This is a genomic window from Paraplanobispora takensis (assembly GCF_016863195.1).
Classification (GTDB): domain Bacteria; phylum Actinomycetota; class Actinomycetes; order Streptosporangiales; family Streptosporangiaceae; genus Planobispora; species Planobispora takensis.
The window spans coordinates 149,284-162,785 of sequence record NZ_BOOK01000008.1; the positions used below are offsets into that span (position 1 = coordinate 149,284).

Genomic DNA, 13,502 nt, shown 5'->3' on the forward strand with positions numbered 1-13,502 from the left:
TGGACGCGCGCTTCACGTGGCCGATCTTGACGCCCTGGATGGCACGCCGGTGCTGGACATCAAACCCGTACCTCCGCGAGTTCGCGCCGCAGGACGAGGTACGGCAAGCCCCCTGGGCAACCAACCTGATGCATCAGTACTACTAAAACTGGATCGCGGGCCCCGGAAGATCTCGTCCCACAGAACCGGTCGGCTGAAGGCTGGGCCCGCGAGATCACTTCCGGTCGATCCCGGCGGGCGTTTCATAGACGCACACATGAAACAGTTCTCACCGGAGATCGCGAACAGGGCATTCGCCGTTTCATAGGTCGTTTCAAAACTGTAGCCACATGAAACGACCCCATGAAACACTCGCCGGGTGAATGACGGGTACCTCAGCGTGGAAACCCACGGCTGCCCCATGTCCAGCTGTGCCGCGCCCGCCGGGTCACCTTGCCGGACCAGCAAGGGCAGGGTGGCGAACGCCCGCCGAGCTCTTCGCTAAGCTCGTCGCAACAGTCGGATGACCGCGTGTTGCGATGATCACTAGAATCCGCCCCGTCCTAGCCACTCCGGGGCCGAGCTGAGCGGGCACGTCCGGATCGGGTACGCTCGCGCGTCCACAGCCCGACAGTCGCTCGACACCCAGCTCGACTCTCTCACCGCCGCGGGCGTGACGAAGATCTTCTCCGAGAAGATCTCAACCCGCGCCGTCAGTCGTCCCGAGCTCGACCGTGCGGTGGAGTTCGCGCGGGAGCTGCGGGCCGCCAGCCTCGGTGTCACGCTAGTGGTCCACGAGCACAAGCGCCTCGGACGCGGCCTGGCCCTGGCTGAGCTCGCCGAGCAGCTCAAGTCCTATGGCGTCGCCCTGGAATTCCTCACCGACGAGCTTCAGGGCAACCACGACCCGTCCGGGATCATGTTCACCGTGCTCGCCGCGCTTTCCGGCATGGAACGCGAGTACATCCGCGACCGCACCCTGGAAGGCCACGAGTCAGCCCGTACCCGCGGCCAGACCATCGGCGGCGCCACCGTCACCGACGACGCCATGCTCTCCCTGGCCCTCCACCTGCGCGAGAAGAACCTCAGCCTGCGCGAGATCGCGGCCAAACTCGTCATCACCAAGGGCAAGAAGAAGGGCCGAGTCAGCCCTCCATTTTGGCGGTCATGAGCAGCCTCCCACAAGCAATCGGGTCCAAGGGCCGGCGATCCACGTGCAGGCCTGGAGAAGTCGTACAAGGAACTGCGTGTGTTGCGCGGCATGGACTTCGAGATGGCCACTTGCATCGAGACGACGCTGCCCACGCATCCCCGGCTGCCTTTTCTGAGCGGGAAACGGGTCCAGGCGCCTCCGGCTGAGGTCGCGGGACGCCCGGATGGCTTGACAGTCGCGGCGCAAGGTCGCATGGTTAGCTACACATGTAGCTAACCAGTGGGGCGGCTAAGCCAGCGATGGACGACGACCGACCGATCTTCCTTCAGATCGCCGAGCTGATCGAGAACTCGATCATCGACGGGTCGCTGGTGGAGGAGGCCCAGGTCCCGTCCACCAGCGAGCTTGCCGCCTTTCACCGGATCAACCCGGCCACCGCGGCCAAGGGCGTCAACCAGCTCGTGTCGGAGGGAACGCTCTACAAGCGACGCGGCATCGGCATGTTCGTCGCCGGTGGCGCCCGGGCCAGGCTGCGCGAGCGGCGACGGGAACGGTTCACCGAACAGTACGTGGAACCCCTGCTCGCCGAGGCGCGCAAGCTCGGCATCGGCCATGACGAGCTGATGAAGATGATCGATTCATTCGGTGCGGTTGTCGGGAGGGACCTGGGATGACGGCGGTGGCAACCGCACACGGGGTGACCAAGCGCTTTGGTGACGTCACGGCGCTCGACGATGTGAGCTTCGCGCTGGCCGAGCACACGATCTACGGCCTGCTCGGGCGCAACGGGGCGGGCAAGACCACCCTGATGCAGATCCTCACCGGGCAGGCGTTCGCGTCGTCGGGGAAGGTGTCGGTCTTCGACGCGCCACCGGTGGAGAACCCGGCCGTCCTGTCGAAGGTCTGTTTCGTCCGGGAGAGTCAGCGCTACCCCCACGTCTACACCGTGCGCCACGTCTTTCGCACCGCACGCCGACTGTTTGCGAACTGGGACGACACGTTCGCGCACGGCCTCGCCGCGGACTTCCAGCTACCGGCCGGGCGGCTGGTCAGCAGGCTCTCGCGGGGCATGCTGTCGGCCCTCGGCGTGACCGTCGGGCTGGCCGCGCGGGCGCCCCTGACGTTCTTCGACGAGCCGTACCTCGGGCTCGACCCGGTCGCCCGGCAGCTTTTCTACGACCGCCTGCTCGCCGACTACGCCGGGCATCCCCGCACCGTGGTGCTGTCCACCCACCTCATCGACGAGGTGAGCGATCTGGTCGAGCGGGTGCTGCTCATCGACCGTGGCCGGCTGCTGCTCGATGAGGACGCCGACGACCTGCGCGGGCGGGCGGTGGTGGCCACCGGACGGGCGGAAGCCGTGGACGGGTTCGCCGCCGGACGCACCGAGTTGCACCGCGAGCGGTTGAGCGGCCTGGTCCGGTCGACCATCCTCGGTGGGCTCGGACCGCACGCGAAGGCGCTCGCGCAGGAGCTGAACGTCGAGCTGGAGCCGCTGTCGTTGCAGCAACTCGTGGTCCGCCTGACCGTACCGCCGACGACAACGGCGCCGACGGACCGGGAGGCCGCCCGATGAACCGCATCCGTCAGGTGGCCGCTCTCCAGATGCCGGCCTGGCCGCAGATCCTGGGCTGGACGTGGGGCATGGTGGCCGTCGCGTTCGGCATCAACCTGTTGAGCGTCATGGCGAACTACGACCCGGGCGACGGTGTGACGAACACCGGCGGCCTGGTCAGCCTGTGCGGCGTCGCGATCGGGATGGCCACCGTCTCGGTCACCCAGATCTTCCCGTACGCGCTGGGCATGAGCGTGACCCGCCGGGAGTTCTACCTGGCCTGGTCGCTGCTCGCGTTCGTCCAGTCGGTGCTCTACGCGCTGGTGCTCTGCCTGCTGCGCGCCGTGGAACAGGCCACCGGCTACTGGGGGTGGGGGATGCGCTTCTTCGGCCTGCCGTTCATGGATGACGCCAACCCGGTGCTGCTCCTGCTCGGGTACGCGGTACCCATGCTGGTCGTGACCCACCTCGGGATCCTGCTCGGCACGTTGTACCTGCGCTGGGGCACCACCGGCGTCCTCGCCAGCCTCACTCTGACGTTCACAGCGCTCGGGCTGGCCGCCACGCTGATCACGTGGAGCCGGCAATGGCACGCGATCGGCCGTTGGTTGCTCGACCAGTCCCCCACGGCGCTGCTCGCCGGCTGGCCGGTCCTGGTGGCCGCCGCGTTCGCGGTCGGCGGGTACAGGCTCATCCGCCGTGCCACGGCGTAGGCGCGGCGGGCACTCTGCCCGCTCCGGACACCGGACACCGGACACCGGACAACGCGAACGCCAACATCCGCCGTGATGGGCCGCCAGATTGTCAGCCCTGTCCGCCCGCGTCCTCGGGAGAGATGCAATGACGAACAACAACACGCCCCCGCCCGCCGCAGGTCTCGGGATCTGGGCAAATCTCGGGATCTGGATCGCATTTGGCGCTGCCTTCGGCACCCTCGTCGGCGTCGTCGTCGGGGGCTTTTCCGACAATCTCACTTCCGGTGTCGGGCTAGGTTCGTCCATCGGTACGGGCCTGGGTGTGGCCGCCTGGGCCGTCTTCATCGCGCCGCGAAGGAATGCCCGCCGCGACTCCTGAGCGTCGCGCCCGGGTATCGGCTACGGGGTCGTAGGCGCCACCGGGACGTCCAGGAAGCAACGCAACGGCGCTGGCGATGGGCCGCGTCAGATGATCGCGCCCCGGCGGGCCGAGATCCGGTGGCGGTTGAGTTGGATCAGCAGCCGGCGCGGAGCGCGCCACCACCATGGCGATGTGGTATCGGTACAGCTTGGTCGAACCGACGCCAGGCCAAGCGGTGTTCCACACTCAGCGTCATCGACGCAGCTGGTGGTCCAGGCGCTCCCGGCGTCGCGGCTGCCGTCATAGCACTCGCCGACCGGATCGTCGACTGGGCGGATGGCTATGCTGCCCGTCGTGTTGAGGTGTGACCAGGTCTCGCGGTCATAGGTCTTCGACGTAGTCGGCGGCGATGTCGTCGGGTGGGTTGGTGTACAGGCGCAGGTAGCGGTCGTTGGTGTGGCCGAGGCGGCGCTCGAGTTCGGCGCGGTTGTGGCCGGAGGCCTGCGATAGGCCGTAGGCGAAAGTGTGCCGGGCGTCGTGCGGACGCAGGGTGCCGAGCTTGCGGTCGGGGTCGGGCATCCTCCTGGCCAGTTCCTGAGCCCAGTCGGTCTCCTCGGCCGTCGGAGTGAAGAACACGTGCAGCACCCGCGCCGAGGTCAGGCGCTTGAACTGCGGGTAGGCGGTCCGCTCGATCGACGTCACCCGCGAGCCCTTCCTGCTGATCACTCCCAGGACCCGCACACCCTAGCGACGGGTGATCACAACGCACCGCACCGTCCATCGAACTGCAACCAAATCAACGCAGATGGTGACGCCTCAGCAGCTGTTGCGGCCTCTGGCCAGCCCTATTAGCCCTTTCCGGCGTACTTGGTCTGCCCACCAGAAGGTCCGGCGCGGCGTCCTGGTGCCCGCCGCCTTGCCGCTGCTGGGGCTGGAGGCGGCCGCTCGGGCTGAGGCCCGTACCCGCGCCCGTCAGCGTCTGGAGCGGCTCCAGCCGCGCCCACTGCTCGTCAGTCAGATCGAACCGCCGCGACACCGCTAGGGTGGCCACGAGGTCTCCGGTACTTGTGGTTGTTCTTCGTCGATCAACCCGAATACCGAAGACTTCACTTACTTAGCCCACACGACACACCAGACTTTGAAGCACGGCGATGAAGGCGCCGAAGTTCATAAAGCCGCCCTTCCACAGCTCGATGACGCCGTTGCGGGTCAGGTCGGGCAGGAAGAGGATCATCCGTGCCTCGTGCACCTTGTCCTTGGTCTCGATGCGCAGCTCGGGGCCGTAGCCGCGGCCACCCTGTAGCTGTGGGAAGTAACTGACAGACTTCCACCACGTGATGTGGTCGGGGGTCTGGAGCGCCAACTCCATGGCGTCGGCGTCCTCGTGGAACTCCTCCACGGTGAGGGCAACCCGCGCGCCAGGTGCGTCAGTGATCCTTGTCTCACCCAGCGGAAGCTGCTCGGTCGCTGTGGCCTCTGTGAGATTGGACATTCGTATGCTCCTTCCGGATGCGGAAGGCGGCCCGTGCCGCCAATGACGACGATGCTTCCGGATCGCCGGCGGCCGGACGTCTATCGAGAGGCGCATTTTCCCTGTCCGCCTGACCAAGTACGCGACAGCAGATCTCAGCTCACCGGTGGAAAAGAAATGTCAGCTTTGCGGCTGATGACTGATCGATACCTTCATCGAACATTGACTGCCACGCGGCAGGAGGAAGACATCCGCGCGGTCTGTTCGGGTTCGGTAAGCGGGTGCTGTGGCGGCGACGGTACAGGTGATCAAGCAGCAGGCGGTGCTGTCCAAGTCGACGGTCTCGGCGACCTGCCAGGCCATTGCCATCGAGTAGGACATCTGGACCGTCGATACCTATCAGTGATCAAGTTGTACTACCTATTCGTGGACGCCTCACACTTCAATATGCCCCAGGTGGTCAGCATCGGCATCATCGCCGCCGAGCAGCGTCCGTCGCTCCCAATGCCGGTGAGGTGAGGGCGGGCTTTCGGAGTGGTCAGGCTGTGCCGCCGGTGGCCCGGGGTGAAGAGCAACCGCTGACGCGACGGGTGGGCGAGTGTCGCGAACTGCTCAGGCGCGCCGATCTCCACGACATCCTCAGGAGGTGGCCGGCGAGAAGGCCGATCACGCATACCCAAGGTGTCCAAGCGGCTTTGACGTTCCCGTAAGGGCAGTGCTCTACTCCCTGCCATGACGACTCCGACGAATCTTCAGCCTGCCCCTGTCATCGACGAGACAGCCCGATTGCTGACCGAGCACTACGTTTTCCCTGAGATCGCCGGGCAGCTCGCCGACCTGCTGAAACGACGCCTCGCCGAGGGTGCTTACGACGTCGACGGTGCCGAGGAACTCGCCCGTCTGGTCACTGCGGACCTGCAGTCCGTCAACGACGACAAACACCTGAGACTCAAGCACCACGCCGACCCGGTGTCCCCCGAGCAGGGTGCGGCAACCTTGGAGTCCATCCGCCGGGACTTCGACACCTCGCTGGGCGGTGCGCCCCGGGTGGAGTTGCTCGAGGGAGGAGTCGCCGTGGTGGAGCTGGCGCCGATGCTGTTTCCGCTGGAATGGGCCGCCGAACCGCTGAGCGCCGCGCTCACCTTGGCCTCCCGCGCCCGGGCGCTGATCGTGGACCTTCGCGACAACCGGGGCGGCGACCCGGACACCGTCGCCTTCGTCTGCAGCTACCTCCTGGACGAGCGCACCCACCTCAACACCATGTACTGGCGCAGCGGCGAGCGCCGCGAGCAGTCCTGGAGCCTGCCGCACGTTCCCGGCGCGCGGTTCGGCGGCAGCAAACCGTTGTACGTGCTGTCCAGTGCCAGCACCTTCTCCGCCGCCGAGGAACTGGCCTACGACCTGCAGCAGCTCGGCCGCGCCGTCGTCGTCGGCGAGCCCACCCGCGGCGGCGCGCACCCGTGCAAGGGCTGGACCGTGCACCCCCACCTGGAAGCCACCGTCCCCACCGGCCGCGCCATCAACCCCGTCTCCGGCACGAACTGGGAGGGCACCGGTGTGCAGCCGGACGTCCCGTGCGCCGCCGCGCAATCCCTCGACCGGGCACACGCCCTGGCCCTGGCCCGACTGACAGGCTGAGGCAGTCGGGTTCATCGGCCGCGTGGTATCGAACGTCGCTCGTGATCAAGGCGATTGGAGTTCCGGGCCTGGTACCAGACCGCGCTCAGGCCGGTACCAGGCTCATGCTTCAAACCAGGCATCCCGGGGCGGGGCCGGTTCTCACCGGAGGTGAATCCGCTTCATCCCGGTGGGTCCAGCGGACTTCGTCAGGTGGAGCCGGAATTCGTTCCTCAACTCAGGCGCAACCGGCTCGATCTCAAATGCCGTGCTCTGGTCCTTGCTCCCTGTCCGGTACGGCGGGGCGGCCCGATTCTCTGCTCGGGCCGCTCCGGTAGCGGGTCGGCGGCGGGCCGGCAGCATCAGCCGCTTGTGCGCGGTGGACTTGATCACATCGTCGGTGCCGTCGAGCAGCCGGGCGCCGCGAGCCGCGAGCGCGTTTGCGGCCGGCACGCCGGAGGGACGGATGGCGGCGATGTGGTCGAGATAACCGGTCACGGCCCGCTCGGCGGCATAGGCGGTACGGCTCAGGGCGGTCTCTTCGGCCGCCCGCTGCCGGTAGTAGGCCGTGGTCAGGCCGAGGGTACGGCGGGCCTCGCCCAGGCGGTCCAGCGCCTCGGCGGTGTGCCGCCACCGACCGCCATTGCGTGATCTTGCCCGCACGGAGGTACGGATGATCTTGTGGTTCCCGTCCATGATCCGCACGAGCGAAGATCAAAATCCTGCGGACCAGTGCATCAAGATGTACGGGTTCGCCGAATGGCCGACGGATCGTCATATCGCGGTCGGGCTCCTTGCCGGGTCTCCACCGGATGGTCACTCGCGGGCGGCGACCAGGGCCGTGGGGGACGGTCTGGTCGCTGTTAGAGCGGTCAGGGCGCTGGCGACGGCGGTGACGGCCAGTGAGGCCATGATCAACAAGCCGAGGAGGGTCCAGGGTACGGAGAGGACGTGCACGCCTCCGGGACCCGGGTAGAAGCTCGCCAGCGCAGCCGCGGCGACCAGGGTTCCCAGCAGCAGGCCGATCAGGGTGACCGCGGCGGACTCGACGACGGCCATCCGGACGACCTGGCTGCGGCTCAACCCGGTGGCGCGGGCGACGGCGAACTCGGTGCGGCGTTCTGCGGCGGCGATCACGACGGCGTTGATCACCGCGATCGCGGCGTACAGGCCGGACATGCCCATCAGGACGGCCATGATCCCCATGGTGCCGCGCTGCTGGGTCTCCACCCGGGCGTCGGCCCATTGGCCAAGGGTGCGCACCTCGCCGATCCCGGCGGCGCGGATCCGGTCGGCGACCGCTTGCGGTGATGTGCCGGGGGTGAGCTGAACCAGGGTCTCGGTCGGCGCGTCGGCGAGCATCGCGGTGGGCATGAGGTCACGCGGTACCAGGAAGTTGTCGCTGCCGTTCTCCAGGACTTCCGGCAGACGCGCGACGATGCGCAGCTTGAGCTTGTGGGGGCCGATCCGCGCCGTGACCGTGCCGTCGCGGACGCCTTCGGCGGCCAGCCGGGGGCCGATCGCGACGGTGCGGCCGTGCAGGGCGTCCAGGGAGCCGGAGCGCAGGGTGAGGCGGTGGGTGCGCCGGTAGGCGGCGGCGTCGACCGCAGTGATCCCCCAATGGTGGGTCTGCCGGTAGGAGCGGTGGTCCACACGATGCTGGGCCGTCACCGACATCTCCACCTGGCTTTGCGGAGAGGCCAGGGCGACGCCCGGGATCTGGGGGATGCGGGCTGCGGCTGCGCCGGTCGATGTGACCACCAGATCGGCAGCGGTGCTGCGTTCGAGGTCGGCGCTGGCGGCGCGGGCCAGCGAGTTCAGCGCGCCGGTCAAGCCGACCAGCAGGCCGACCAGCACGATGACGGGCGCGGCTGTCGAGGCGCTGCGCCGTACCGCGTCACGCAGGTTGGCCTGTGCCAGTTCGCCGAGCGCACTGGTCCGCAGCACCGTCCCCAGCAGCCGGCCGACCAGTGGAACGGCCAGCGGGCTCAACGCGCTCAGGGCGATCGATCCGAAGACCGGGATCGCCATCGCGACCAGCAGGGCGCCCAGCAGATCCGCCCCATGCCCCGCCACAACGAGCATGACGGTCAGCACCAGTGAGGACACCCCCCACAGCCAGCGGCCGAGGGTCATCACGCGGGTGGCACGAGGGGCGCTGCGCAGGGCGTCCAACGGACGCACCCGCGCCGCCCGGTAGGAGGCCGACAGCACCCCCAAGACCGCGACGCCGATTCCCACGGCCGGCGACAGCAGCAGCATCCCGTTGGACCAGCGGGCGGAGAAGTCGCCGGGAAGCAGTCCGATCCCGATCAGCAGCCGGGCCTGGATCCAGGTGGCCGGCATGCCCAGCAGGATCCCCAAGGCGCTGCCGGCCAGCCCCAGCAGGAACGCCTCGCCCAGCAGCAGCCTGATCAGCTGCGGGCGGCTCCCGCCGAGCATCCGCAGCAGGGCCAGCTCCTCGCGCCGCTGCTCGACGGAGAAGGCGAACGTCGAGCCCACGATGAACACCGCCAGGAACATCGCCAGCGGTGTGGCCATGCCCAGCAGCGTCGCGGCCCCGACGTATCCCTCCCTGATCTGCTCGGCGACCCGACCCGAAGCGCCCGGCGGGATCGTGGGCTCGCCCGTGGAGACCAGCACGAGCACCGACGACTGGACCAGGGCCACGCCGAGGGTGACCGTCAGCAGCGCTCCGGCGAACAGGGGCCAGCGGTCGCGAACGGTGCTGGCGGAGATGCGCAGCATGGGTCAGCCCTCCAGCCGGGTGAGCCGTTCGGCCACCTGGGCGGCGGAGGGACGCAGCAGATGGTCGGCGATCCGGCCGTCGGACAAGAACACCACCGCGTCGGCGCTTGCCGCCGCGACCGGGTCGTGGGTGACCATGACGACGGTCTGCCCGGCGGCGTCGACCATGCGGCGCAGCAGCCGCAGGACCGTGCGGGCCGACCCGGTGTCCAGAGCTCCGGTGGGTTCGTCGGCGAACAGCACCGAGGGCCGCGTCACCATCGCGCGGGCGATCGCCACCCGCTGCTGCTGCCCGCCCGACAGCTCCCGCGGTCGATGCCGCCCTCGGTCGGCCAGTCCCACATCGGCCAGCGCGGTTTGCACATCACGGCGCGATGGCCGGGCCCCGGCCAGCCGCAACGGGAGCGCGACGTTCTGCTCGGCGCTCAGCGAGCCGATCAGGTTGAAGTTCTGGAAGACGAAGCCCACGGTGCGGCGCCGCAGCCTGGTCAGTTCCGCGTCGGTGGCGTGGGTGATGTCCTGCCCGGCCAGCAGGACGCGACCGGCGCTCACCCGATCCAGGCCCGCGGCGCAGTGCAGCAGGGTGGACTTTCCCGACCCTGAGGGGCCCATCACGGCGGTCCAGGAACCGGCCGGGAAAGTCACACTGACCTCGGCCAGCGCTTGCACCTGCGTCTCACCGGCCCCGTAACGCCTGCTCACCTGGGACAGCTGCACGGGGGCGACCGGGACGCCGGCATGCGGCCCCGCGGTGGCGGGAGCCCTCATCGCACGACCTCCAGGCCGATACCGCGCGCCAGTGCCCGCACCCGCGCGTCGTCGGGGCGCAGCCCGTCCTCATGCACATGGAACGGCCGGGGGCGGTCCGGGCCGGCGGGGCCGGCGCTGTCGGCCAGGATGCGGTCGGCATCCAGAACCGCCTCGCAGGCCCCGCCGCCCGCGCTGAGCCGGACGATCTGGCGCGGCGAGTGGTCGCCGAAGCCGTCCGCCGACCAGTCGGGCCCTTCGTCCGGACCGCCGGCGATCGGCCGCCGCATCACGGTGTCCCGGTTCTGCGACCAGCTTGCGGACGGGTGGGACGTTGCCCGCGCCGCAGTCCGCGGGGGACCGGGCGCCGCGTCCACCGATCCGCCGGCCGACGCCGCATCGGCAAGGACTGCCGGGAGAGCGGTGACGCGTACGGGAAGCCTTCGTCTCATGCCTCGGATCACACCACCGCGGCACCGGCGCCCGCATCACGGTGATCTACCAACTTGGAGGTATGCCCAGCACTACCTCGGTGCCGGAGCGGGTCGCGGGGTCGACTAGCGTACGTCTGTGCCGAACGATCCGCCGCCCACCCCGCTGGCCGCGATGGGACGCCGCGGGTTTTTGCTGACCGCCTGGCCCTGGCGCGCGGCCGGCTACCTGCTGTCGACCGTGCCGGTCGTGCTCACGGTGGGCCTGCCGCCGGTGTTGCTCGGCCTGCCGCCGTTTCTGGCCGTCGCGCCGGACGCCACCCTCGGCGAGTGGGCGTTCCTCGCCGTCCTCGGCGCCCTGCTGGTCGCCGGGCTCGGACCGATGGCGACCATCCCGCTGGCCAGGCTGGAGCGGCGCCGGCTGCGTCTGGTGGATCTCCGCTCGACGGGTTCGGGCCATCGGCGGCCACCGGGCCGGGGCGTCGTGCCGTGGCTTCGCACCCGCTATGCCGAATCGGCCACCTGGCGCGAACTCGGCTACTTCCTGCTGCTGGCCGCCACCACCCCCGTCCTTTACGCGGCGCTGGTGTCCGCGCTGGTCTTGCAGCTCTGCGCCATTGCCGCCCCGCTGATCCTGCTGGGCGGCGACGGCCCGATGGCGCTGGGCCCGGTGGAGGTCGCGACCCCGGCGGCCGCGCTGCCGTACGCGCTCGCCGCGCTCGTGCTGCTGCCCGCCGTTCCGTACCTGCTGGCGCTGACCTCCGGTGCGCAGGCCGCGCTCGCCCGGGCGCTGCTCCAGCGCGGATCCGGCGAACGGCTCCAGGCCGAACTCGTCGAGGTCGCGCGCTCGCGGGCGCGGCTGGTCGACGCGTTCGAGGCCGAACGCCGCCGCATCGAACGCGACCTGCACGACGGCGCCCAGCAACGGCTGCTCTCGCTCACCATGAAGCTCGGGCTGGCCCGCGTGGACCTGCCGTCCGGATCCGCGGCCGCCGCCAGCGTGGCCGACGCCCACCAGGAGGCCAAGCAGCTCATGACCGAGCTGCGGGAACTGGTGCACGGCATCCATCCCCGAGTGCTCACCGATCGGGGACTGGCGGCGGCGCTGGGCGAACTGGCCGATCGGTCCCCTCTGGCGGTCACCGTCGCGGCCGACCTGCCCGCACGGCCGCCCCGCCACGTCGAGAGCACGGCCTACTTCGCCGCCGCCGAGGCGCTCACCAACGCCGCAAAGCACAGCGGCGCCGATCGGGCGGGAGTGGCTGCGCGCTGGGACGACGGCGTCCTCACCCTGGAGATCATCGATGGCGGTGCCGGCGGCGCCGATCCCGGCCGCGGCACCGGACTGACCGGGCTGGCCGACCGGGTGGCGGTGATCGACGGCAGACTGCTGGTGTCGAGCCCGGCCGGTGGCCCGACTCGCGTACGTGTGGAGCTTCCGTGCGATCTGAACCGACCGCCGTCCGGGTAGTCCTCGCCGAGGACGGCGTCCTCCTGCGGGAGGGCCTGGCGGGCCTGCTGGCCCGGTTCGCCTTCGACGTCGTGGCCGCCGTGGGCGACGCCGCGGCCCTGCGCGCGGCCGTCGCCGAGCACCGTCCCGACCTGGTGATCACCGATATCCGGATGCCGCCGGACTTCTCCGACGAGGGCCTGCGAGCGGCTGTGGAGCTGCGTCACGCCGATCCGGACCTGGCGGTGGTGGCGCTCAGCCAGTACGTCGAGCTGAGCTACGCCGCCGACCTGCTGGACTCCGGCGCCGGCCGCCGGGTCGGCTACCTGCTCAAGGACCGGGTGGTCGACGTCGCCGACTTCGTCGCCGCGCTGCGCCAGGTGGTGGGCGGCGGCACGGTGGTGGACCCGCAGGTCATCCGCCAGCTCATCACCCGGCGACGAGATCCGCTCGCCGAGCTTTCCCCGCGCGAGCACGAAGTGCTCATGCTCATCGCCGAAGGCCACTCCAACGCCGCCATCGCCCGGAGGCTGGTCGTCACGGACGCGACCGTGGGCAAACACGTCCGCAGTATCCTCGCCAAGCTCGACCTTCCCCAGACCGAGGACACCCACCGCAGAGTCCTCGCCGTCCTGGCCTACCTCCGCGGCCGACCCGCAAACCCGCAACCCCGTTGATCCCGCGGTAACGGAGACCGGGAGAAACTATGGGACTGGTCAGGCGAGGCTGAGCGCCTGATCTGGGACCTCGTCGCGCGCCGACTTTTCGGATGGAGGTTTCCGGACGGTATCGAGCCTGGTCATCAGGGTGTCCAGCAACGTACGCATTCCTGTACGCCGCCGGAGACGGCTTCGTGACCGTCTGGGCGTACGCGCACGTTTCGACGCGTCAAAGGCGCCTCTGTCACCGAGGCCGCCCGCACTCTCAAGAGCGACCGTTCCACCGCCTACGCCGCCCTCGCCACAGCGGCCCGCAGGTCCCCGGCCTGACGTTTCCACGGTCTCTCCCGGTCTCCACGGACGCCGTCTTGTGATCTTGTTCAGGAGTCGGTCGGTTGATGGGAGCCGGTGGCTGTGGGGGCGGTCCATGCGAGCAGCATGTGGAGGGAGTCGTGGGAGGAGGTGCCCGGCCGGGCCGCGTATGTGATCAGTGCCTGGTCGGGGTCGTCGGCGGCGCGCAGGGTTTCGTAGGTCAGTTCCAGGTCGCCGACCAGCGGGTGGTGGAACCTCTTGATGCCCGAGGTCTTGTCCTGGACCGGATGTTCCGCCCACAGGCGGCGGAAATCCTCGCTCTTT

The 13,502-nt window shown here is 69.4% G+C and carries 17 protein-coding genes; 10 read left to right on the top strand and 7 right to left on the bottom strand.

What is annotated here, in order from left to right; translation table 11 throughout:
• The first annotated feature begins 379 nt into the window (after positions 1–379).
• The 6 genes from Pta02_RS42455 to Pta02_RS07465 all read left to right on the top strand — a co-directional run bounded on the left by Pta02_RS42455 (position 380) and on the right by Pta02_RS07465 (position 3,761).
• Entirely contained in the window at positions 380–484 is a 105-nt protein-coding gene (locus tag Pta02_RS42455; protein WP_444980746.1) for a zinc finger domain-containing protein, read from the top strand.
• A gap of 96 nt (positions 485–580) precedes the next feature.
• Entirely contained in the window at positions 581–1,150 is a 570-nt protein-coding gene (locus Pta02_RS07445; protein WP_239129811.1) for a recombinase family protein, read from the top strand.
• Between the two features lie 281 nt (positions 1,151–1,431).
• Positions 1,432–1,806, top strand: coding sequence for a GntR family transcriptional regulator (locus tag Pta02_RS07450; RefSeq protein WP_203873942.1), 375 nt, complete (start codon positions 1,432–1,434; stop codon positions 1,804–1,806).
• A 5-nt stretch (positions 1,807–1,811) separates the two neighbouring features.
• Positions 1,812–2,708, top strand: coding sequence for an ABC transporter ATP-binding protein (locus tag Pta02_RS07455; RefSeq protein ID WP_203873943.1), 897 nt, complete (start codon positions 1,812–1,814; stop codon positions 2,706–2,708).
• On the top strand, positions 2,705–3,400 hold the full coding sequence (locus tag Pta02_RS07460) for a hypothetical protein (protein WP_203873944.1): 696 nt from the start codon (positions 2,705–2,707) through the stop codon (positions 3,398–3,400). Before Pta02_RS07455 ends, Pta02_RS07460 begins: the two co-directional genes overlap by 4 nt.
• A 127-nt stretch (positions 3,401–3,527) precedes the next feature.
• Positions 3,528–3,761, top strand: a complete 234-nt coding sequence (locus tag Pta02_RS07465; RefSeq protein WP_203873945.1) for a hypothetical protein — start codon at positions 3,528–3,530, stop codon at positions 3,759–3,761.
• 363 nt (positions 3,762–4,124) lie between these two features.
• Here Pta02_RS07465 and Pta02_RS07470 read toward each other — a convergent pair whose 3' ends face one another.
• Positions 4,125–4,469, bottom strand: a complete 345-nt coding sequence (locus Pta02_RS07470; protein ID WP_203873946.1) for a site-specific integrase — start codon at positions 4,467–4,469, stop codon at positions 4,125–4,127.
• Between the two features lie 388 nt (positions 4,470–4,857).
• Complete coding sequence (locus tag Pta02_RS07475; RefSeq protein WP_203873947.1) at positions 4,858–5,235, bottom strand: hypothetical protein; 378 nt, start codon at positions 5,233–5,235, stop codon at positions 4,858–4,860.
• 42 nt (positions 5,236–5,277) lie between these two features.
• On the opposite strand from Pta02_RS07475, the gene Pta02_RS07480 reads away from it, so the two are divergent.
• Together Pta02_RS07480 and Pta02_RS07485 are read left to right on the top strand one after the other, a co-directional pair.
• A complete protein-coding gene (locus Pta02_RS07480) occupies positions 5,278–5,733 on the top strand; it encodes a hypothetical protein (RefSeq protein ID WP_203873948.1) in 456 nt (151 codons plus the stop codon).
• 213 nt (positions 5,734–5,946) lie between these two features.
• Positions 5,947–6,852: a S41 family peptidase gene (locus Pta02_RS07485; protein ID WP_203873949.1), complete on the top strand. Its 906-nt coding sequence runs from the start codon at positions 5,947–5,949 to the stop codon at positions 6,850–6,852.
• Between the two features lie 141 nt (positions 6,853–6,993).
• Here Pta02_RS07485 and Pta02_RS07490 read toward each other — a convergent pair whose 3' ends face one another.
• The 4 genes from Pta02_RS07490 to Pta02_RS07505 all read right to left on the bottom strand — a co-directional run bounded on the left by Pta02_RS07490 (position 6,994) and on the right by Pta02_RS07505 (position 10,616).
• A complete protein-coding gene (locus Pta02_RS07490; RefSeq protein WP_203873950.1) occupies positions 6,994–7,536 on the bottom strand; it encodes a DUF932 domain-containing protein in 543 nt (180 codons plus the stop codon).
• A 111-nt stretch (positions 7,537–7,647) separates the two neighbouring features.
• Positions 7,648–9,579 (bottom strand): FtsX-like permease family protein, encoded by a 1,932-nt coding sequence (locus Pta02_RS07495; RefSeq protein WP_203873951.1) that lies wholly within the window; start codon positions 9,577–9,579, stop codon positions 7,648–7,650.
• Between the two features lie 3 nt (positions 9,580–9,582).
• On the bottom strand, positions 9,583–10,347 hold the full coding sequence (locus tag Pta02_RS07500) for an ABC transporter ATP-binding protein (protein WP_203873952.1): 765 nt from the start codon (positions 10,345–10,347) through the stop codon (positions 9,583–9,585).
• Positions 10,344–10,616: an SGNH/GDSL hydrolase family protein gene (locus Pta02_RS07505; RefSeq protein WP_203873953.1), complete on the bottom strand. Its 273-nt coding sequence runs from the start codon at positions 10,614–10,616 to the stop codon at positions 10,344–10,346. Before Pta02_RS07505 ends, Pta02_RS07500 begins: the two co-directional genes overlap by 4 nt.
• A 280-nt stretch (positions 10,617–10,896) precedes the next feature.
• Between Pta02_RS07505 and Pta02_RS07510 the strand changes: the two genes are divergently transcribed.
• On the top strand, positions 10,897–12,228 hold the full coding sequence (locus Pta02_RS07510) for a sensor histidine kinase (protein ID WP_239129809.1): 1,332 nt from the start codon (positions 10,897–10,899) through the stop codon (positions 12,226–12,228).
• Entirely contained in the window at positions 12,198–12,884 is a 687-nt protein-coding gene (locus Pta02_RS07515; RefSeq protein ID WP_203873954.1) for a response regulator, read from the top strand. The genes Pta02_RS07510 and Pta02_RS07515 overlap by 31 nt, the downstream gene beginning before the upstream one ends.
• Before the next feature lie 362 nt (positions 12,885–13,246).
• On the opposite strand, the gene Pta02_RS07520 is transcribed toward Pta02_RS07515, so the two are convergent.
• The coding region (locus tag Pta02_RS07520) for an MmyB family transcriptional regulator (protein WP_444980745.1) at positions 13,247–13,502 on the bottom strand (256 nt) is incomplete at its 5' end.